We start from the raw sequence: 20,364 nt of genomic DNA, 5'->3' as shown, positions 1-20,364 counted from the left end.
TACTATAAGATATTTCCAGTATAACCGATTTAGAATGCCCGTGCAATGCAAAAAGGGACTGGTTTCAAAAGTTCCCTCCTGAAACCAGCCTCCCTTGTCTTTGTAACGTTTCTTCTGAATGCACCTGTAATCTTCAGGCTTATTCTGCTTTTTCGCCGGCCATAATCATCATGATTTCATTGCTGCGGCTTACAAATGCCGTCATGCGCTCCGGTGCCAGGGGACCGTGGCTTAAGCTTGCCAGGTCATACAGCTGTTCGCAGATTTTAGATGTATTGGCGTCTTCCTTGTGTCCCAGCACATACTGTACCAGAGGATGGTTGGCGTTAAGCACCAGGGTTTCCCCTGTTCCTCCGAACATGCCCATGTCCATGCCTCCCATGCTGTACATTTTCATCATATCCTGCATACGGCGGGTATCCTCGGATACGGTAATCATGGAAGCCACGCCCGCATTCTTCATCTTCTCCACCTTGATGTCCAGCTTGTCATTATTCAGGGCTTTCTTAAATACTTCTGTCAGCTCCTCGGATGTCTTCTTGAACTCCTCGTCGTCTTCCTTTACCTCTTCTTTGAATGCAGCGTTAAGGTCCGTATCAATGCGCAGGAACTTAAGGCCTTCCTTCTTCTGCTCCACATGGGAAATGAATGGGCTGTCAATGGCGGCAGGCATGATGACTGCGTCGATTCCCTCTTCCTTAAACATGTTGATGTACTGGCTCTGTTCCTTTTCATTGGTTACATAGAAAATGGTATTCTCATGTTTTTCCTTGTTTTCATCCAGACAGTCCTGAAGAGTCAGGTATTTGCCTTCCAGGTTCTTGTACAGGATGAAATCGCCCATCTTTTCAGCAAACTTCTCATCCTTGATATAGCCGAACTTGATAAAGGGCGCAATGTCATCCCAGTATTTCTCATAATTTTCCCTGTCTGTCTTACACATGCCGGACAGCTTGTCCGCCACCTTCTTCGTGATGTAATCCGATATCTTCTTTACAAAGCCGTCATTCTGAAGGGCGCTTCTGGACACGTTAAGCGGCAGGTCCGGACAGTCGATAACACCCTTTAAGAGCATCAGGAACTCAGGAATAACTTCTTTGATATTATCTGCAATAAATACCTGGCTGTTGTACAGCTTAATGGTTCCCTCCAGGCTGTCGTACTCCATATTGATTTTCGGGAAGTACAGAATGCCCTTTAAGTTAAATGGATAATCCATGTTCAGGTGAATCCAGAACAGCGGTTCCTTGTAATCCCTGAACACCTTGCGGTAAAAGCTCTTATAATCCTCCTCAGTGCATTCGTTGGGATGCTTGTTCCACAGAGGGTTGGTATCATTCAAAGCCACGGGACGCTTGTTGATTTTATATTTTTCCCTGGAAGGCTCAATTTCCACAATCTCCTTGGTGCCGTCTTCCTTTTCCTTCTCCTCAGTCCTGGCCGGCTCAATGACCGTCTCAACAACCGTGTCCTTGTCCGTCAGCTCGTCCTTCTCAATGGTTTCATACTGAGGCTCTGCTGTCTCATTGTCCAGGAAAATATTCACAGGCATAAATGCGCAGTACTTCTCGATGACTTCTCTTGCCCTGTACTCGTTGCAGAACTCAGTGCTGTCCTCGTTCAGATATAAGGTGATGGTGGTTCCCACCTCAGCCTTATCCCCTTCCTCCATCTCAAAATCAATGCCGCCCTCTGATTCCCAGTGAACCGGCTTTGCATCCTTCTGATAGGACAGGGAGTCGATGGTTACTTTATCGGCAACCATGAACGCAGAGTAAAAGCCCAGTCCGAAATGACCGATAATCTGGTCCTCATTGGCCTTGTCCTTGTACTTCTCCATGAAATCCTGGACACCGGAAAATGCAATCTGGTTGATATACTTGTCAATCTCTTCTTCGGTCATGCCAAGTCCATTGTCTGTAATCTTGATGGTCTTGTCATTGGGATTCACGGACACCTGGATTTTATACTCCAAATCCTCGGGTCTTTCGTACTCTCCCATAAGCTCCAGCTTCTTAAGCTTGGTAATGGCATCGCTGCCGTTACTAATCAGCTCCCTGTAGAAAATGTCATGGTCAGAGTACAGCCATTTCTTGATTACCGGAAAAATGTTCTCACTTGTAATTGATAAACTGCCTTTCTTTGCCATCTTTCATCCGCCTCTTTCTTATATAATAATAGTTCTTCATGTTTTGCAATGTTTACTCACAAACTACATTTTAGTACGAGACGCATGAAATGTCAATAAAAAATTAGCACTCATTTTTGTTGAGTGCTAATAATTTGACTGTTTTACCTCTTTATGGGAGAAAATCCCTGATTTTTTTGCTTTTGGAAGGATTGCGAAGCTTCCTGAGAGCCGCTGTCTCAATCTGGCGGATGCGCTCCCTGGTTACGTTAAACCGTTTCCCCACTTCCTCCAGGGTCAGGGGATGTCCTGTTTCCAGGCCAAAGCGCAGAATAATGACCTCGCGCTCCCTGGGGTTCAGTCCCTGAAGCATACTGTCAATCTCTTCCCGCAGAAGAAAGCTCTCCGCCTTATCCTCTGTGGAGGCGTTGGCATCGTCCGCCACAAAATCTCCCAGATTGGAGCCTTCCTCATCACCTACCGGTGTTTCCAGGGATACGGTATCCCCCGAAGCCTGAATCAGCTCAGCCACCCGCTTCTCGGACAGGTTCACTTCCTCAGCCACTTCCTCCATGGACGGCTCACGCCCCAGCTTCACAGACAGGCTGCGCTGCGCCCGGCGGATTTTATTCACCGCCTCCACCATATGGACCGGAAGGCGGATGGTCCTGGACTGGTCTGCCAGGGACCGGGTGATGGACTGCTTCACCCACCAGGTGGCATAGGTACTGAGCCGGTAGCCCTTGGCATAATCAAATTTCTCCACGGCTTTCATTAACCCCAGGTTTCCCTCCTGGACCAGGTCCAGAAAACTCATGCCTCTTCCCGTATACCGTTTGGCAATGCTGACCACCAGACGCAGGTTGGCTTCCACCAGCTTGCGTCCTGCTTCCGCATCGCCTTCCGACTTACGTCTTGCAAGGTCTGATTCCTCCTCCGGAGTGAGCAGTGGTATGGAGCCGATTTCTTTTAAGTATTCACGGATAGGGTCTGCTGTGGACACGCCTTCCAAAAGCTGTTCCTGTCCATATCCGTCGTATTCTTCCTCTTCATCCTCTTCCCCGCCGGCCCCCATGCTGCCGCTGTCCGGCATCTCATCCGGGTCCAGGCGGTCCCTTCCCCAACGGAACTCCTCCTGAACCAGAGACGGCTGTTCCAGCCCTGCATCATCATCTAAAAGGAAGTCCCCTTCCGGCAAATCCTCTTCCGGTTCCTCAGGAGCCTGAATGTGGACGCCTCTGCGCTCCAGCTTCAGGTAGACGTCCTCCATTTCCTCCGGTGTCATCTGCACATCCCGGAAATGGTCCAGTACCTGGGTCATCTCCAAGCGCCCTTCCCTGGAAGCCGCCTCACTGACCAGCTGCTCCAGCCTCTTAGACAATTCCATTTTATCCATTTGTTATCCTCCCCCTTCTCCTGGGACATACTAAATACAGGTACTGTATTGCGTAAATCCCACTTTGACACAGGGGGGCTTACGCAGCACAGTACCGTTATTGGGTCTGCCGGCACGTTAGGTACATACTATCTCATGGGAACGCATGAACTTGGCCACTGACTTATCCCACTCGTTTTCAAGCGTCTTGTCCATGGTGAAAAAGTTCAGAGAAGTTCCCGTCACACAATATAATGCTCCGTCTTCGTAACGGATATTCAGATAAAGTCCCTGTATCTGGTCACCGCTCATCCCGCTTCCGGATGCGGATGCGAATTTCTCTGTGTCCGAAGGAGGAAGCAGCAGGACAATATGGAAGCTCCCCGGCAGCTTTTTGCCTTTAATCAGTGAAAAGCATACAGGGCGGAGCACTTTCCAGGAAGAAAAGGCTTCAATCCGGTTATCCTTAAGCTCCTCGTCCGTATAATATCCCTGCCTGATGTGTCCGTCGATGGTAAAATTGTTATAGGTGACAATGTTTACTTCCTTAACCAGGAAGCTGTCAAAGTCTTCCTTCAGGAACAGTTTGGATGTAAATGTCTTTACATCCTCTACTTTTAATGCAATCATAACCTTCTCCTGCCCTGGGCTGCACCACAGGTTTCCAAATTCTTACTCAATTATACAGTTTTTGACTATTGACGTCAAATAGAAACTGTGTGGATTTTTCTGATATTATCAGTAAGTGTCTCTGGCGGTTTTACGGCGGGATACGCACTGGCTTGCGGCGGGTTTACGGCGGGTTTACGGCGGGATACTGGGGCTTTAGGCGGGTTTTAGGCGGGTTTTAGGTGGCTTTCCGGCTGCTGTTTTCTGCGGTATGCCTTTGGTGGGATTGGTATGCGGCGGGAGGTTATGGTCCAAGATACTCTGATATTGTCTGAGATGTTCTGATTGCTCTACTCTAACATATTCTTCCGCTTTTTCATAGTGTCTGGATATCGACTATATCCAGTCCAGCGGGCTTCTCGCCAGAACGGCGCTCTATCTCCTCTTTTATAACCTGACTCCGGATAATCCGCTGAAACAGATTATCCGGTTCTCTCTGTTCCTTAGTTTCGGTACTGTTTCTTTGTGTATGGCGGGAGGGGAGGATAAGAGGGATGCCGTTGTCAAATATGCTTTGTCGCTTTCATGAGTCCGCAGTGCTGCCATCTTGAATCCGCTGCGCTCCTTCAAGATGGACGGCTGGCGCCGTATGCATAGGGACGCGAAAGGCGGGGAAGGTAAGCGAGCTTGCCTTCCCCGCCTTTCGCGTCCCTATGCGCACTGCTTGTAGCTAGGCCAGGTTTGTATACCCCATCATATCCCTGTCTACGGCTTTGGCGGCTTCCCGGCCTTCTTGTATGGCCCATACCACCAGGGACTGGCCACGGTGCATGTCGCCGGCTGTGAATACCTGGTCTGCGCTGGTGCGGTAGGCTCCTGGTTCTGTGGCTACATTGGTCCTGGCGTCCAGGTCTGCTCCGAAGGCTTCCGCTACATAGGACTGGGCGCCTGTGAAGCCGGCGGCTATGAGTACCAGGTCGGCGGGAAGTTCGCGCTCGCTGCCTTCCACGGCTGCCATAACAGTACGGCCGGTTTCCTCGTCTTTCCTGGGTTCCAGGCTGATGATGACGGCCTTGCACACCCTGCCTTCCCCATCCTTTATGAATTCCTTCACGGTGGTCTGGTACTGCCTGGGGTCTGAACCGAATACGCTTATGGCTTCCTCCTGGCCGTAATCTGTCTTGTGGATTCTGGGCCATTCCGGCCAGGTGTTGTTCTCCGCCCGTTCCGCGGGCGGCTTGGGCATCATCTCCAGCTGGGTGACTGAGGCGCAGCCGTGCCGGATGGATGTGCCTACACAGTCGTTTCCAGTGTCCCCGCCCCCGATTACCAGCACATGCTTATCCTTTGCCGATATAAAGCCTCCATCCTCCAGTCCGGAATCCAACAGGCTTTTGGTGGTTGCCTTCAGAAAATCCACTGCAAAGTAAATGCCTGCGCTGTCCCTGCCCGGCACATCGATATCCCTTGGGTTGGAAGCCCCGCAGGCCAGGATGATGCGGTCAAATTCCTTCCGGATTTTATTGACCCTGTAATTCCTTCCCACATCTGCTCCCGTCACAAAGACAACGCCTTCCCTCTTCATCACATCCGCCTTGCGGTCAATGACCCATTTTTCCAGCTTCATATTGGGGATGCCGTACATTAACAGACCTCCCACACGGTCGCTCCGCTCAAACACGGTGACGCTGTGCCCCCGTTTGTTCAGCTGGTCCGCAGCAGCCAGCCCGGCGGGGCCTGAGCCTATGACAGCCACCCGTTTGCCGGTGCGGATGGAGGGCGGATTGGGAAGGGCATATCCGCTTTCATATGCCTTTTCAATGATGGCCCTCTCGTTTTCCCTGACAGTTACCGCATCCCCGTACAGGCTGCAGGTACAGGCCGCCTCGCAGGGCGCAGGGCATACCCTGGAGGTGAACTCCGGGAAGCTGTTGGTTTTCTTAAGCCTGAAGTATGCCTGTTTCCAGTTTCCGTTATATACCAGGTCATTCCATTCCGGCACCAGGTTATGCAGGGGGCATCCGCTGACCATCCCGCCAATCATCATGCCGGACTGGCAAAAGGGCACGCCGCAGTCCATACACCTGGCTCCCTGGCGCCGCTGCTCCTGTTCGCTTAAGGGTGTATGGAACTCATTCCAGTTTTTTATCCGTTCCTTGGGAGCCGCCCCCCTTCCCGTTTCTCTCTCATATTCTAAAAATCCTGTTGCTTTACCCATGGTGTTCTGCCTCCTTAACCTCTTAGATTGGCGTAAAATGCCTCAATCTGCGCCTGTTCGCTGTTCAGTCCCTTTTCCTCCATCTGCACAATGGCATTCATCATGCGCCGGTAATCATGGGGAACAACCTTCTTGAACCTGGGCAGGTATTGGCTGAAATGGTCCAGAATCCGCCTGCCTTTCAGAGAGTTGGTGCAGGCCACATGTTCTTCAATCAGGCCTTTCAGTTCCAATACATCATACTTGTTAGTCACCTCCTCAAAGGATACCAGCTCCTTGTTGAGACGCTTGTAAAAACTGCGGTCCTCGTCCAGCACATAGGCGATGCCTCCGCTCATGCCGGCTCCGAAGTTCTTGCCCGTGGCGCCCAGCACCACCACGCAGCCGCCTGTCATGTACTCACAGCCGTGGTCCCCCACGCCCTCCGCCACAGCGGTAGCGCCTGAGTTGCGGACGCAGAAGCGTTCACCTGCGATTCCGTTTATGAAAGCCTTTCCGCTGGTGGCTCCATACAGGGCCACATTGCCGATTATGATATTATCCTCGGCTTTAAACGGCACGCCTTTTGGGGGATACACCACCAGTCTGCCGCCGGAAAGTCCCTTGCCGAAATAATCATTGGAATCACCTGCCAGCTCCAGGGTCAACCCCCTTGGGATAAACGCTCCAAAGCTCTGTCCGCCGCTTCCGCTGCAGCTGACGGTAAATGTATCATCCGGCAGACCTTCCGGGTATTTTCTGGTTATCTCAGAGCCAAATATGGTTCCCAGGGTCCGGTTTACATTGGACACCTCCACCTGCAGACTCTTTTTCTGGCCGCTGGCAAGGGCGCTTTTGAATTTCCGCAAAAACACCTGCTCATCCATGGTGTCCTCCAGCTGGAAATCAAACGCCTGTTTTCCGTTGTAGCCGGCCACCCTCTGGCCTTCATAGGGGTTATCCAGTATTCTGCTTAAATCCACCCCGCCGGCCCGGCCAGAGGGAAGGTCCTCCCGTCTCTTAAGAAGGTCCGTGCGGCCCACCAGCTCATCCAGGGTGCGCACGCCCAGCCTTGCCATGTATTCCCGCAGCTCCTCTGCTATGAATTCCATGAAGTTCACCACATACTCCGGTTTTCCTCTGAAGCGTTTCCTCAGTTCCGGATTCTGGGTGGCAATGCCCATGGGACAGGTGTCCAGATTGCAGACACGCATCATCACACAGCCCAGAGTCACCAGGGGCGCCGTGGCAAATCCGAATTCTTCCGCTCCCAGCATACAGGCCATGGCCACGTCCCTTCCGGTCATAAGCTTTCCGTCTGTCTCCAGTATCACCTTGTCCCGAAGCCCGTTCATAATCAGGGTCTGATGGGCCTCCGCCACTCCCAGCTCCCACGGAAGGCCTGCATTGTAAATGGAATTCCTGGGCGCTGCCCCTGTTCCTCCGTCATAGGCTGAAATCAGGATTACCTGGGCGCCCGCTTTGGCCACGCCCGCAGCCACAGTGCCCACCCCGGCCTCTGATACCAGCTTGACGGATATCCTGGCCCTGGTATTGGAATTTTTTAAATCATATATGAGCTGGGCCAGGTCCTCAATGGAATAGATGTCATGATGGGGCGGCGGCGATATAAGGCTGACGCCTGTGGTGGAATGCCTGGTCTTTGCCACCCACGGATAAACCTTGCCCCCGGGCAGCTGGCCCCCTTCCCCCGGCTTTGCACCCTGGGCCATCTTTATCTGAATCTCCTGGGCGCTTACCAGATAGCGGCTGGTGACTCCGAAGCGGCCGGAAGCCACCTGCTTGATGGCGGAACAGCGGTTGTTCCCCCCGGGTCCAGGAACCAGGCGGTCCAGGCTCTCGCCGCCCTCCCCTGTATTGGATTTACCGTGAATCCGGTTCATGGCAATGGCAAGGCATTCATGTGCCTCCTGGGAGATAGAGCCGTAGGACATGGCCCCTGTCTTAAACCTCCTTACAATGGATTCCACGCTTTCCACCTGGTCCAGGGGAATGCCTCCGTCCTCAGGGAAATTAAAATCCATCAGGGAGCGCAGGTGGTACAACTTATCCTCCCGGTCAACCTGGGCCGTATATTGTTTGAAGATGTCATAACTGCCTGTTCTGGCCGCCTCCTGGAGAAGGTGGATGGTCAGCGGATTATAAAGGTGGTCCTCCTCGCCGGAGCGTGACTTGTGGCTGCCCACGCTTTCCAGGGTCAAATCCACATCCAGACCTAGAGGGTCAAAGGCAGCGGAGTGAAGCACATCCACGTCATTGGCTATGTCCTTTAAGGTAATGCCGCCCACCCGGCTCACCGTATCCGTAAAATATTTATCCACCACATCCTTTGAGATGCCGATGGCCTCAAAAATCTGGGCTCCCTGGTAGGACTGGATGGTGGAGATGCCCATTTTAGAGGCAATCTTCACAATGCCGTGGAGCACAGCCAGGTCGTAGTCGCAGACAGCCGCGTAATAGTCCTTATCCAGCATACCGGAGGCAATCAGGGAGCGGATGGACTCATGGGCCAGATAGGGATTGACGGCACAGGCCCCGTAACCCAGCAGGGCAGCAAAATGGTGAACCTCCCTTGGCTCGCCGCTCTCCAGTATCAGGGCCACGCCGGTGCGCTTCTTGGTCCTTACCAGGTACTGCTGTAGAGCCGACACAGCCAGCAGGGATGGAATGGGCACATGGTTTTCATCAATATCCCTGTCTGAGAGAATGATGATGTTGGCGCCGTCCTTGTGGGCCCGGTCCACTTCCAGAAACAGACGGTCAATGGCCTTTTCCAGGGATGTATTCTTGTAGTAGGTAATGGGAATTACCTCCACCTTGAAACCAGGCTTTTTCATATTTTTGATTTTAAGCAAATCAGTCTCTGTCAGGATAGGGTTCTCCACTTTCAGGATTTTGCAGTTCTCCGCTGTCTCCTCCAGTATGTTGCCCTCCTCCCCCACATAGACTGTGGTGGAGGTCACGATTTCCTCCCGGATGGCATCAATGGGCGGATTGGTCACCTGGGCAAAGAGCTGCTTAAAGTAGTTGAACAGGGGCTGGTGCTTCTTTGACAGTACAGCCAGGGGACTGTCCACGCCCATGGCGGACACGGCCTCCGCACCGTTCAGGGCCATGGGGAGAATCATGGTCTTATACTGTTCATAGGTGTAGCCATATGTTTTCTGAAGCCTCAGCCGTTCCTCGTCCTTCATGGCAGGGATGCCTTTGTTGGGCACCGGAAGGTCCTTTATATTGAACAGGTTGGAATCCAGCCATTCCCCGTATGGGTTGCGGGATGCATAGCAGTGCTTAAGCTCATCGTCACCAATAAGCCTTCCCTGCTTTGTGTCCACCAGCAGCATTTTTCCGGGGCGCAGGCGGTCCTTTTTCACCACCTTTTTCTGGTCTATGTCAATGGCCCCCACCTCAGAGGCCAGTATCATATAGCCGTCCTCTGTTATGTAATACCGGGAGGGACGCAGACCGTTCCGGTCCAGCACAGCCCCCACCACGTCGCCGTCCGTAAACAGAATGGAGGCCGGTCCGTCCCACGGCTCCATCATGGTGGCGTAATAGCGGTAAAAATCCTTGATTTCACTGTCCATATACTTGTCATTTTCCCAGGGAGCAGGAATGGTGACCATGACAGCCAGGGGCAGTTCCATGCCGCTCATGACCATGAATTCCAGGGCATTGTCCAGCATGGCTGAATCTGAGCCTTCCTGGTTTATGATGGGCAGCACCTTGTGCATGTCGTATCTGAAATACTCTGATTCCATGTTCTCCTCCCGGGCCACCATCTTATCCACATTGCCGCGGATGGTATTGATTTCACCGTTATGGACAATCAAGCGGTAGGGATGGGCCCTCATCCAGCTGGGATTGGTGTTGGTGCTGAATCTGGAATGGACAATGGCAATGGCCGACTGGTAGTCTTCATCCTGAAGGTCCAAAAAAAACATTCTCAGCTCACCCACCAGAAACATCCCCTTATACACAATGGTCCTGCTGCTCAGGGATACCACATAGGTGTCCTCGTTGCTCTGTTCAAATACGCGGCGGGCAATGTAAAGCTTTCTGTCAAAATCCAGACCGGCCTTCATCCCTGCGGGTTTGCCCACAAAACCCTGGGCAATATAGGGCATCACGTCCACGGCCTTCCTGCCGAGAATCCCGGGGGCAGTGGGGACCACCCTCCATCCCAGGAAGGTCATGCCCTCCTTGCGCACAATGATTTCAAACATCTTCATGGCCTGGCTGCGAATCAGTTCATCCTGGGGGAAAAAGAACATGCCCACGCCATACTCCCTCTCCTTTCCTATCTGGAAGCCCAGGGATTCTGTTGCCTTCTTAAAAAATCCGTGGGAAATCTGAAGCATGATTCCCACGCCGTCCCCTGTCTTGCCCTCGGCATCCTTTCCTGCCCTGTGTTCCAGATTCTCAACGATATGAAGGGCCTGGTCCACTGTATGGTGGCTCCTGACGCCTTTTATATTGGCCACGGCGCCAATGCCACAGTTGTCATGCTCAAAACGCGGTTCATACAGCCCGGGCTGTTTCTGTTTGGATTCCATAAATCTTTCTTCCTTTCTTTGCATAAATGGGGGGATTTTATAAACTAATTCGGAACCAAAAAAGGCGGCACCTGTCTCTAGGTACCGCCTGCGGTCATTCTTAGTGAATTCAATTTAATTATGCTCCTGCAAAGGCAGATTACATCTCGCCTAATCCGCTCTCAATGGCCTCGGTCAGGGTCTTCATAGCCTCTTCCTCGTCCTCGCCATCACAAATCAGGTTAATCTCAGTGCCGCACTTAATTCCGGCTGCCATCACGTTCAGAACGCTCTTAGCAACAATCTTCTTCTCCCCACATTCAATTGTGATGTCGCTCTTGAACTTCATAGCTGTCTGTGAAAGAACTCCTGCTGGTCTTAAGTGTAATCCGGATGGATTTACAACCGTTAATGTTTTGCTAATCATAATACACTCTCCTTATTCACTATTTTGTACTCTCGGACACTGCCGACGCCCATGTCCCTTATGAAAGATTCTATTACATCTGACTTCTTATGTCAAGTTAATCGGACAAATCCTAAGCAACTTTTTCACAATGTACGTCATGCCTGACCACGTCTTTTTTCCGCCTCTGCCCGGGAGTAGACACAGCCGCAGTAATCCTGCCTGTACAGTCCGTACAAGGTGGAAAGCTCCACGGAGCGCTTATAACCACTGCGTTTTTTAAAGTCGGAAACAAGATATGGCACACCGTATTCCAGGGCCAGCCTGTTTCCTATTTCATTGAGCCACGCGGCATTCTTCAACGGGCTGATGGAAAGGGTGGTGGTAAAATAATCATAGCCGCCTGCCCTGGCGGTATCCGCGGCCTGGCGGAGCCGCAGCTCATAACACCGCCGGCACCGTTCTCCTCCCTCCGGGTCCTTCTCATGGCCCCTGGCAGCAGAGAAGAATTCCTCCGGTTCATAGCTGCCCGCCATGAACCTGACCGGCCTTGAAAGCTTCATTTCCTGTATCAGCCGTTCCTGCTCCTTCACCCTGGCCTCATACTCTGCCGGAGGAAATATATTGGGGTTGTAATAATACACCGTTATATCAAAATATTGGCTCAGGTATTCCAGCACATAGCTGCTGCAGGGCGCGCAGCAGCTGTGCAGCAGCAGCCTGGGAATGCGTCTCTCTCCCTGCAGCCCCTCTATAATCCGGTCCAATTCCCTCTGGAAGTTGCGCTTCTGTCCTGGCTGTGTCATTTCCTTACCGTCCTTTCCTGCGCCGGGCCATGCCCGGACGATTCCCATATTTCTGCCTGCCAAAAAGAGAGGCCGCCCGTTTACGGCCTCTCTTCATGACTCGCCCATAATTCCTTCACCATGACACCATGACAGGGACTTTCTGAAAGCCCCTGCACAGCTAGATTTACAGGAAATCCCTGATTCGTTTGCTTCTCACCGGATTGCGCAGCTTTCTGAGAGCCTTGGCTTCAATCTGACGGATGCGCTCCCTGGTTACATTGAATTCCTTGCCCACTTCCTCCAATGTACGGGGATGGCCGTCCTCCAGTCCAAACCGCAGCACAATAACCTGGCGCTCCCTCTCCTTAAGATCTCCCAAAAGAGCGTCAATGTGTTCCCGCAGCATCACGGATTCCACATTGCCTTCCGGAGTCACCACATTGTTGTCCGCCACGAAATCGCCCAGGTTGGAGTCATCCTCCTCGCCAATGGGTGTTTCAAGGGAGGCTGGCTCCCTGGCAATCTGCATGATTTCCATGACCTTATCTTCCGTCATATCAAGAGCCTCTGCCAGTTCTGTTACGGAAGGTTCATAGCCCAGCTCCAGCGTCAGCTTTCTCTGCATCTTGGACATCTTGTTGATGGTCTCTACCATATGCACTGGTACTCGGATTGTCCTCGCCTGGTCCGCCAAAGCCCTTGTAACGGACTGGCGAATCCACCATGTAGCATATGTACTTAGTTTGTAACCCTTTGTATAGTCAAACTTTTCCACGCCCTTAATCAGTCCTAAATTGCCCTCCTGTACCAGGTCCAGGAAACTCATTCCCCTGCCTGTATAGCGCTTTGCAATGCTGACTACAAGACGCAGGTTGGCCTCGATTAACCTCTCTTTTGCAAACTCATCGCCATCAGCCTTACGCTGGGCCAGTTCCAACTCTTCGTCTGCCGTAAGAAGGGGCACGGTGCCAATTTCTTTGAGATACATGCGGACCGGGTCCTCTGTTCCGATTCCCTCTAACAGGTCCACTGCATCCAGGTCGATTTCTTCCTCTTCTGCATCTTTAATGAAGCTGTCATCGTCTAAATCCAGGTCTAAATCAATGTCATCAAGCAGAACAGTGTCCTCGGTAAGCATCGCTTCGTCCAGTACCGGGACCACGTCAATGTTGCGGCCCTCCAGGTAACTGTAAATTTGGTCCATCTGTTCCGGTGACAGATTATCCCCGGTAAAAAAATCATTAATCTCCCCTGCATCCAATGTGTTGTGTTTGGTTTTTGCATGTTCGACCAGCTTTTCCAGCTTCTTTAAAAAATCGTCCTTTTCCACTGATAAACGTCCTTTCGCTTAAAGGTAAATGTGGAAACTCCCACAACTTATCATTATATACCATCGGAAACCTTATTTCAACAATTTTCGACATTATTTTTTATTCCTGTTTTTGAATCATCCCTGTTTCCGCCTTTATTCCTCTTCCGGATGATTCCGCAGCAGAATCTGTATGTTTTCCCTGATATTTCCAATGGTAACCTCTGTCCTGGAGCCGCCGTACTCACCGTCCAGCACCCAGTCCACTTCCTGTTCCGAAGTAAGGCGTATGGACGAGGTCTTAAACTTATACACGTACTCATTGGGTTCTTCCCTGAGAAACATGTAGGAGATGATATTGCTCAAATCCACCGGCGTTCTTGGCATCCGGATGAGCAGCACCTCGAAAAGACCGTCGTTAAGGGCCACGGACTGGTTCACCAGTCCCTTAAACCCGCCTACGCTGATGGTATTGGTCACCATACCAAAGGCAAAATCCTCCTCCAGCACCTGCCCGTCCCATTCCACTTTCATGTGATAGGGCTTCAGCCCTGCCAGGCTCTTTACTCCCTCCAGCATATATGCCTGGTGTCCCAGCAGATTTTTCCTGTCCTGGGATGTCACATAGGACACCTCCGTGAAAGCCCCAAAGGCCGCAATATACATGAAATTCCTGTCTTCACAGAAGGTTCCCGTGTCAATGGCAAAGGGAGTTCCCTCCACAATATCCCAGGCAGCCAGCGGCATGCGCTTGGGTATTCCCAGACTGGTGGCAAAGTCATTGGTGGAGCCGGCAGGAATATAGCCAAGGAGCGGCATTTTCTTAAGCTTCATCATTCCGGATACGGTTTCATTGAGGGTGCCGTCACCGCCGCTGCACACCACCACATCCACCTTCTTACCCAGTCGGGCCACCACTTCCATGGCATCCCTCTGCTTCTGGGTTACGTGGACACGCAGCTCATACCCGGCCTTGGTGAAAATGTCCAGTATTTCCATCAGCTGTCCCTTAATCTGTTCCTTACCGGAACGGGGATTGAATACAAACAACATTTTTTTCATCCTGCATTCCTCCCTTTCAGTGTAACCATTTTTGTCAATCTTATCCAATCAGCTTTGTATATGCATTAAATGCATTGGGCAAAGCGTAGGTGTGCTCCAGTTCTTCCCTTGAAACCATGAAACAGGATAAGGGTTCCTCTGCCTTTTTAAGAACTACCCTGTACCCGGTCATGTGCCATTCCACATGAGAAAATACATGCTTTGCCTCCGGCAGCGGCTCCACTGACTCCACCTCCATCCCTTCAATTCCCAGCACCTTGGGCACCTCTGCCGCAGATGCCTTTCCCTCTATATTGGGAAGCTCGTAAAGGGAGGCCAGCAGCCCCCTGGGAGGGCGCTTGCGTATAGCCACCTTGTCCTGGTATTCTATGATAAAAACGGTCCGTTCCTCTATCTTCCTCGCCTTATTGGGAGATTTATACGGAATTTCCTTCCACCAGCCATTCTTTCCGGTAAGGCAGACCGAAGCCAGGGGGCACTGGCCGCATCTGGGCTCACCTCCCGGTATGCACACCAGGGCTCCTATTTCAATGAGCCCCTGATTGTAATGGCTGGCCTCATTCTTCGGCATCACATCCTTAAGCTCTGCCTCAATGCCGGCCTTCACAGAAGCTTTCTTTATATCCTCCCTGTCCCCAAGAACCCTGGAAATAACACGGAGCACATTGCCGTCCACGGCCGGCAGCGCAGCTCCATAGGCAATGGAGGCAATGGCTCCTGCTGTGTAGCTTCCGATTCCCGGCAGACGAATCAGTTCATCAAAGGATGCAGGAAGGCAGCCGCCGTATTCTGACATAATCATCCGGGCCGCTGCCTTTAAATTTCTGGCCCGGTTGTAATATCCCAGGCCCTCCCACATCTTCATGAGATAATCGTCCTCTGCCTGCGCCAGATGGGCCACAGTGGGGAACGCTTCCATAAAACGCTCAAAATAGGGTTTGACCGCCTCCACCCTGGTCTGCTGCAGCATGATTTCTGAAATCCACACCCGGTATGGCTTTGGGTCGTCCCTCCATGGAAGGGAACGGGCCCTGGAGGAATACCAGGCCAGCAGAGGACGTTCCATGGCGCAAAGCCGTTCCCTCCGGTCCAGGGGCACCTCCTCCCGCTCCAGTACCTGAAGGCGGTCATACAAATGTCCTGTATCATACATATCCATATATACCTCTTACCGATACCTCTCCTGAAATGACGGCTGATACGTTTCCGTCCTCCTGTCTGACCAGAAGGCTGCCTTCATCATCAATTCCCAGGGCCCTGCCTTTATACTGTCCCCTGGGGTCCAGCACCAGGACTTCCCGGTCCTTATTCACAAGGGCCTTATTATAGTCATCCTTAAGCCCTGACATATTGCTTGTCTTCATAAAGATATCATAATAATATTCAAAACTGTCTGCCACCGCCGCAATGACGGGACTTCGCTTGATATTCCTGCCCGCCTCCAGCTTAAGGGAGGTGGCCTTGTCCCTGATTTCCTCCGGAAAATCGTCTATATTCACATTGATTCCGATTCCGGGAATCACATAGCGGATGCATTCCACTTCCGTGCTCATCTCCGTGAGGATTCCGCATATTTTTTTTCCATTGAGCACTGCATCGTTGGGCCACTTAATCATGGCCTCCAGCCCCGTGCTCTCCTTCACTCCCTTTACCACTGCCAGCCCCGCAATAAGGGTCAGCATGGAGGCGCTCATGGGGGCCATGGACGGCCTGAGCACCATGCTCATCCAGATGCCTGTGCCTGCCGGGGAAACCCAGCTTCTGCCTCTCCGGCCCTTTCCGGCTGTCTGGCGGTCAGCCACCACCAGCGTGCCGTGGGGCGCCCCCTCTTCTGCCAGTTTTCTGGCCCTTATGTTGGTGGAATCCGTTTCATCAAAATATTCCAGCCTGGTCCCAATCCATTGCGTGTGAAGCATGGATGCAAGCTCAGCCTGGGTAATGACGTCAGCACCTTCCACAAGACGGTACCCCCTGTTCCGGACCGCCTCTATGATATATCCCTCTTCCTTCAGTTCACCTACAGCCTTCCAGACAGCAGTGCGGGAAACTCCCAGCATCCCGCACAGCTGCTGTCCGGACAGGTAATCCCCGGTGCTTTTAAGCATCCGCAAAATTTCTGCCTTCATATACCGCTCCTCTATGCCCAGATACTGATGGCGCTTAAGATGCCAAGGACCATAAGTCCTGCCGCCAAAGCCAGCTGCAGGATACTGGCGCCAAACTTCTTCTTGTCCCTTCCCCTGGTCTTAAGCTCAAATATTCCGTTTACCGCGTTTAACAAGGCTGCCAGTAAAAACACCAGAGGGAAAAGCATATGATTTCCCTCCGGATTGATAAATGACAGCACAGCCAGGATTACAATGGCAATCCCAAGTATGAGGTGTACCATGTCCAGGAATACCCCGGAATGGCGCTCACTCCGTCCTCTCTGTCCCTGCATATATTATGATTCTCCTAACGTTGCAAGCATGACTGCTTTGATGGTATGCATCCGGTTCTCAGCCTCGTCGAACACAACTGACTGACCGGACTCGAATACTTCGTCTGTTACTTCCAGCTCGGATACATGGAAACGTTCTCCCATCTCCCTGCCAATCCTGGTCTTAAGGTCATGGAAAGAGGGCAGGCAGTGCAGGAAAATGGCCTTGGGGCCAGCCTGGTCCATGACAGCCTTTGTCACCTTATATGGGGTCAGGTCCTTAATTCTCTCCTCCCATACCTCATCAGGCTCACCCATGGATACCCACACATCCGTATCAATGATATCCGCTCCCCTGACAGCTTCCTCCACATCCTCAGTGAGGGTGACAGAACCGCCGCTGGCCGCCGCATAGGCCTGGCATTCCTCGACCAGCGTTGCATCCGGGAAATACTTAGCCGGAGCGCAGGCCACAAAATGCATGCCCATCTTTGTGCAGGCAATCATCAGGGAGTTACCCATATTATAGCGCGCATCTCCCATATACACAAGCTTTAAGCCCTTTAAACATCCCAAATGCTCGCGGATAGTCAGAAGGTCTGCCAGCATCTGGGTGGGATGGTCCTCATTGGTCAGTCCGTTCCACACAGGTACACCGGCATACTTTGCCAGCTCCTCCACGATTTCCTGTCCAAAACCGCGGTACTCAATACCCTCGTACATTCTTCCCAAAACCCTTGCCGTATCCGCAATGCTTTCCTTCTTTCCAATCTGTGACCCTGACGGGTCCAGATAGGTGGTGCCCATGCCCAAATCGTGGGCAGCCACCTCAAAGGCGCACCGCGTCCTGGTACTGGTCTTTTCAAAAATAAGGGCCACATTCTTTCCGCGCAGGGAATCCACCAGCACTCCTTTTTTCTTCTTATCCTTCAGGTCCGCCGCCAAATCCAGCAGGTATGTAATCTCCTCCGGTGTATAATCTTTCAGCGTCAAAAAATGTCTTCCTTTTAAATTCATAGCATCCTCCCTATTCCACCACCCATGTCCTGCCATGTCTGCGGCTTGATTTTTTTGCAATAAATAACCATGCATTCATATTTCATAACGCATAGTTATTTATATTTATGCATCTTTATGCATAATATACTACACCTGAGTGCCGCTGTCAAGTACCGGTATCATGGCTTTTAATGCCGCGGTACCCGCTTTTTTGTGTATCAGGCGCAGCAGCTCCTCCACTGTATAAATTTTAAAACGGCTGATACGGTACTGTTTTGCCAAATCCTCCAGTATAGACAGGTACAAATCCTTGTAGTCCCACCCCTCCTTCAGCTTCAGTTCCTTTGCCAGCCGCGGGAATATCTGCTCTGTGAAAATGCGGTACCCGGGGTATGCGGGAATGGATTCCCGGGACAAAACAGCCTGGTCCAAAGGCGCCTGGGTTAAGGGGGCCTGCATGGGTATTTCCCGCCCGTTTTTCGTCTCCCCTTCATCTTTCCTCTCCTGCTCCATATAAGAAAGAAGGGTCTGCATCTCCGACATCATCTTATCAAAATAATATGGCTCGCCTTCCGGCGCGTCAATATAATAGACACGTCCTGCCAGTCCGTAGAGCATGCGTTTGCCGTCAAAATATCCCAGCAGCATGTTTCTTCTGGCCCTGCGTCTGTCAAACTCCAGAAGGCCTCCCAAATCCCTCCTGGGCGCCACATGGTACAGGGTTACTCCCTCCGGCACTTCCAGTTTCTTTTCCGTATCCACCCCATAGCCATATATCCTCAGGACAATCACGTCCTTATATCCTCTGTCCAGAAGTACATCCACCGGCACATTATTGATTCCTCCGCCATCCATATAATACTTACCGCCCAGCCGTTCCTGGCGGAAGCCAATCAGATAGGCGCTGGCCATGAGCAGGTCAGCCATCCCGCCTTCCGGAGCCTCCTTTACATTGGCAATAAGGGGATGCCGGTCGGAAATGGAGTATGTTACCACATAGAGTTCCCTGTCTGAATTTCGTATCTTTTCCTCATCCACCACATCATCAATCAAAGCCCTGAGCGGAGCGATATCAAATCCGCCGTCTCTCAGAACACGTATGGCTCCGGTTATTAATTCTCCCACATTAAGGGATGCAAGGCTGGAAATATTCTTAAGGCTGAATTTTCTCAGACGGTCCATAAGTTCATCATCCACATCCATAACCCTGGAATAGCTGATATTCTCCCATATGCGCTCTGCCTTTTCAAAGTCATCCATACAAATGAGGGCGCCGTTCAGGGCGCCGACGGAAGTACCCGCCGCGCCTTTTATCCTGATGCCTGCTTCCCGGAGCGCGCGCCAGGCGCCTATCTGATAGGCGCCTTTGGCCCCGCCCCCCTCCAGGACAATTCCATATTCCTTACTCAAATCCAGCTGAAGCTTAATGATGTCCACCTGCCCTTTCCCGTCTGCCCAGTATAAATGCCAGGGGACGTATCAGAATAAGCGTGAGGAATGATACCGCCACAAACACTGCCAGCTGCGCCTCCATGGGCAGCCCTGCCAGAGCTGCCGCAAATCCGCCTATGGCTCCGGCTGCAAACCACAGGGAAGTCAGGCAGCCAAAAGCCAGTTCCAAACCCAGAAAGACTAAAAATGATACAAGCCATCCAACTGATAACATAATCCCTTTCTCCTTTCTGTGGACAGGACGGGCCAGCAGTTACCGCCGGCGGTTTCTCCTCTGCCTGGCAGTCTCAAACATAAGAACAGATGCTGCAATGGCCGCGTTCAGGGACTCCACCTTACCCTCCATGGGTATCTTCACCAGGCAGTCTGCCAGCGAGGTGGTTTCCTCCGTGAGACCGTTGGCCTCATTTCCAATTAAAAAGCCCACATTGTCAGTATAATCTTCCTGGTCATAATTATTCATACCTTTCAGATGAGCCGCAAAAAGGCGTACCCCCCTGTTTTTCATCATTCTGCAGGCTTCCTGCAGGTCATCCACATACACAAACGGCATTCTGAATATAGACCCCATCGTGGAGCGGATGACCTTTGGATTATACAAATCCGCAGTATCATGATTCATGACAATCCCGGTGATTCCCGCGCCCTCTCCGGCACGGATAACGGTTCCCAGATTTCCCGGGTCCTGTATGGTTTCCAGGACCATGATGGCAAGAGGTCTGCCGTCTGCGGGCTTTAAAATGTCCTCCATGGTATAACGCTTCTGTCTCACCACGGCCAGCACTCCCTGGGGAGTCTGTGTATCCGCCATCACATTCATGACCACATCACTGACTGTCTCCGGACGGAACTTTTCCATCCATTTCCTGTTGTTTCCGTCTCCTGCGAAGCTCTCTGTAACATACAGGGCATCCACATCCTCCGGTTTCAGTTCCCGGCACATCCTGAGACCTTCCACCACATACATATTCTCTTCCCGCCGGGCCTTTGCTTTGCTTCTCAGGCTCACAACACGCTTGACCTGCTTGTTCGATGTACTGTTAATCATCTGTATCCATTCTCCT

16 protein-coding genes are annotated in these 20,364 nt (G+C 51.8%); all 16 read right to left on the bottom strand.

From position 1 onward, the window contains the following. Positions 1–139: 139 nt before the first annotated feature. Positions 140–2,149, bottom strand: a complete 2,010-nt coding sequence (htpG, locus tag FGS84_RS01730) for a molecular chaperone HtpG (RefSeq protein WP_138306012.1) — start codon at positions 2,147–2,149, stop codon at positions 140–142. Positions 2,150–2,300: 151 nt separating this feature from the next. Next, a complete protein-coding gene (locus FGS84_RS01725; protein ID WP_138306011.1) occupies positions 2,301–3,524 on the bottom strand; it encodes a sigma-70 family RNA polymerase sigma factor in 1,224 nt (407 codons plus the stop codon). Between the two features lie 117 nt (positions 3,525–3,641). After that, on the bottom strand, positions 3,642–4,133 hold the full coding sequence (locus tag FGS84_RS01720) for a DUF5721 family protein (RefSeq protein ID WP_138306010.1): 492 nt from the start codon (positions 4,131–4,133) through the stop codon (positions 3,642–3,644). 709 nt (positions 4,134–4,842) lie between these two features. Beyond that, complete coding sequence (locus tag FGS84_RS01715) at positions 4,843–6,330, bottom strand: glutamate synthase subunit beta (RefSeq protein ID WP_138306009.1); 1,488 nt, start codon at positions 6,328–6,330, stop codon at positions 4,843–4,845. A gap of 14 nt (positions 6,331–6,344) precedes the next feature. Beyond that, positions 6,345–10,886: a glutamate synthase large subunit gene (gene gltB / locus FGS84_RS01710; RefSeq protein WP_138306008.1), complete on the bottom strand. Its 4,542-nt coding sequence runs from the start codon at positions 10,884–10,886 to the stop codon at positions 6,345–6,347. 139 nt (positions 10,887–11,025) lie between these two features. Then, the gene (locus FGS84_RS01705) at positions 11,026–11,292 is read right to left on the bottom strand and encodes an HPr family phosphocarrier protein (RefSeq protein ID WP_002564783.1); all 267 of its coding nucleotides are present in this window, start codon (positions 11,290–11,292) and stop codon (positions 11,026–11,028) included. Between the two features lie 137 nt (positions 11,293–11,429). Further along, positions 11,430–12,077 (bottom strand): epoxyqueuosine reductase QueH, encoded by a 648-nt coding sequence (locus FGS84_RS01700; RefSeq protein ID WP_138306235.1) that lies wholly within the window; start codon positions 12,075–12,077, stop codon positions 11,430–11,432. 166 nt (positions 12,078–12,243) lie between these two features. Then, positions 12,244–13,389 (bottom strand): RNA polymerase sigma factor RpoD, encoded by a 1,146-nt coding sequence (gene rpoD, locus FGS84_RS01695; protein WP_138306007.1) that lies wholly within the window; start codon positions 13,387–13,389, stop codon positions 12,244–12,246. A gap of 135 nt (positions 13,390–13,524) precedes the next feature. Beyond that, positions 13,525–14,430 (bottom strand): YegS/Rv2252/BmrU family lipid kinase, encoded by a 906-nt coding sequence (locus FGS84_RS01690; protein WP_138306006.1) that lies wholly within the window; start codon positions 14,428–14,430, stop codon positions 13,525–13,527. A gap of 40 nt (positions 14,431–14,470) precedes the next feature. After that, positions 14,471–15,589: an A/G-specific adenine glycosylase gene (mutY, locus tag FGS84_RS01685; RefSeq protein WP_138306005.1), complete on the bottom strand. Its 1,119-nt coding sequence runs from the start codon at positions 15,587–15,589 to the stop codon at positions 14,471–14,473. Further along, positions 15,576–16,556 (bottom strand): biotin--[acetyl-CoA-carboxylase] ligase, encoded by a 981-nt coding sequence (locus FGS84_RS01680; RefSeq protein WP_138306004.1) that lies wholly within the window; start codon positions 16,554–16,556, stop codon positions 15,576–15,578. Before FGS84_RS01680 ends, mutY begins: the two co-directional genes overlap by 14 nt. A gap of 11 nt (positions 16,557–16,567) precedes the next feature. After that, positions 16,568–16,870 (bottom strand): DUF6637 family protein, encoded by a 303-nt coding sequence (locus FGS84_RS01675; RefSeq protein WP_002587606.1) that lies wholly within the window; start codon positions 16,868–16,870, stop codon positions 16,568–16,570. A gap of 3 nt (positions 16,871–16,873) precedes the next feature. Further along, positions 16,874–17,866, bottom strand: a complete 993-nt coding sequence (gene argF, locus FGS84_RS01670; RefSeq protein ID WP_138306003.1) for an ornithine carbamoyltransferase — start codon at positions 17,864–17,866, stop codon at positions 16,874–16,876. 129 nt (positions 17,867–17,995) lie between these two features. After that, complete coding sequence (locus FGS84_RS01665) at positions 17,996–19,285, bottom strand: patatin-like phospholipase family protein (RefSeq protein ID WP_138306002.1); 1,290 nt, start codon at positions 19,283–19,285, stop codon at positions 17,996–17,998. Then, positions 19,272–19,514, bottom strand: a complete 243-nt coding sequence (locus tag FGS84_RS01660) for a hypothetical protein (protein ID WP_138306001.1) — start codon at positions 19,512–19,514, stop codon at positions 19,272–19,274. The genes FGS84_RS01665 and FGS84_RS01660 overlap by 14 nt, the downstream gene beginning before the upstream one ends. A 39-nt stretch (positions 19,515–19,553) precedes the next feature. Next, positions 19,554–20,348 carry an RNA methyltransferase gene (locus FGS84_RS01655; protein ID WP_138306000.1) on the bottom strand — a complete coding sequence of 265 codons (795 nt, stop codon included), beginning with the start codon at positions 20,346–20,348 and terminating at the stop codon, positions 19,554–19,556. Between the last annotated feature and the right edge of the window lie 16 nt (positions 20,349–20,364).

Source organism: Clostridium sp. 1001271st1 H5, assembly GCF_005845215.1.
Lineage (GTDB): Bacteria > Bacillota > Clostridia > Lachnospirales > Lachnospiraceae > Enterocloster.
This window is presented reverse-complemented; position numbering and strand designations above follow the sequence as displayed.

What these genes read in the sequence shown, in the direction of transcription:
- FGS84_RS01660 (WP_138306001.1), bottom strand. Translation starts at nt 19,514, where the DNA reads ATGTTATCAGTTGGATGGCTTGTATCATTTTTAGTCTTTCTGGGTTTG.
- FGS84_RS01720 (WP_138306010.1), bottom strand. Translation starts at nt 4,133, where the DNA reads ATGATTGCATTAAAAGTAGAGGATGTAAAGACATTTACATCCAAACTG.
- FGS84_RS01655 (WP_138306000.1), bottom strand. Translation starts at nt 20,348, where the DNA reads ATGATTAACAGTACATCGAACAAGCAGGTCAAGCGTGTTGTGAGCCTG.
- htpG (WP_138306012.1), bottom strand. Translation starts at nt 2,149, where the DNA reads ATGGCAAAGAAAGGCAGTTTATCAATTACAAGTGAGAACATTTTTCCG.
- FGS84_RS01675 (WP_002587606.1), bottom strand. Translation starts at nt 16,870, where the DNA reads ATGCAGGGACAGAGAGGACGGAGTGAGCGCCATTCCGGGGTATTCCTG.
- gltB (WP_138306008.1), bottom strand. Translation starts at nt 10,886, where the DNA reads ATGGAATCCAAACAGAAACAGCCCGGGCTGTATGAACCGCGTTTTGAG.
- FGS84_RS01680 (WP_138306004.1), bottom strand. Translation starts at nt 16,556, where the DNA reads ATGAAGGCAGAAATTTTGCGGATGCTTAAAAGCACCGGGGATTACCTG.
- FGS84_RS01700 (WP_138306235.1), bottom strand. Translation starts at nt 12,077, where the DNA reads ATGACACAGCCAGGACAGAAGCGCAACTTCCAGAGGGAATTGGACCGG.
- FGS84_RS01690 (WP_138306006.1), bottom strand. Translation starts at nt 14,430, where the DNA reads ATGAAAAAAATGTTGTTTGTATTCAATCCCCGTTCCGGTAAGGAACAG.
- FGS84_RS01725 (WP_138306011.1), bottom strand. Translation starts at nt 3,524, where the DNA reads ATGGATAAAATGGAATTGTCTAAGAGGCTGGAGCAGCTGGTCAGTGAG.
- FGS84_RS01705 (WP_002564783.1), bottom strand. Translation starts at nt 11,292, where the DNA reads ATGATTAGCAAAACATTAACGGTTGTAAATCCATCCGGATTACACTTA.
- argF (WP_138306003.1), bottom strand. Translation starts at nt 17,866, where the DNA reads ATGAATTTAAAAGGAAGACATTTTTTGACGCTGAAAGATTATACACCG.
- mutY (WP_138306005.1), bottom strand. Translation starts at nt 15,589, where the DNA reads ATGGATATGTATGATACAGGACATTTGTATGACCGCCTTCAGGTACTG.
- FGS84_RS01715 (WP_138306009.1), bottom strand. Translation starts at nt 6,330, where the DNA reads ATGGGTAAAGCAACAGGATTTTTAGAATATGAGAGAGAAACGGGAAGG.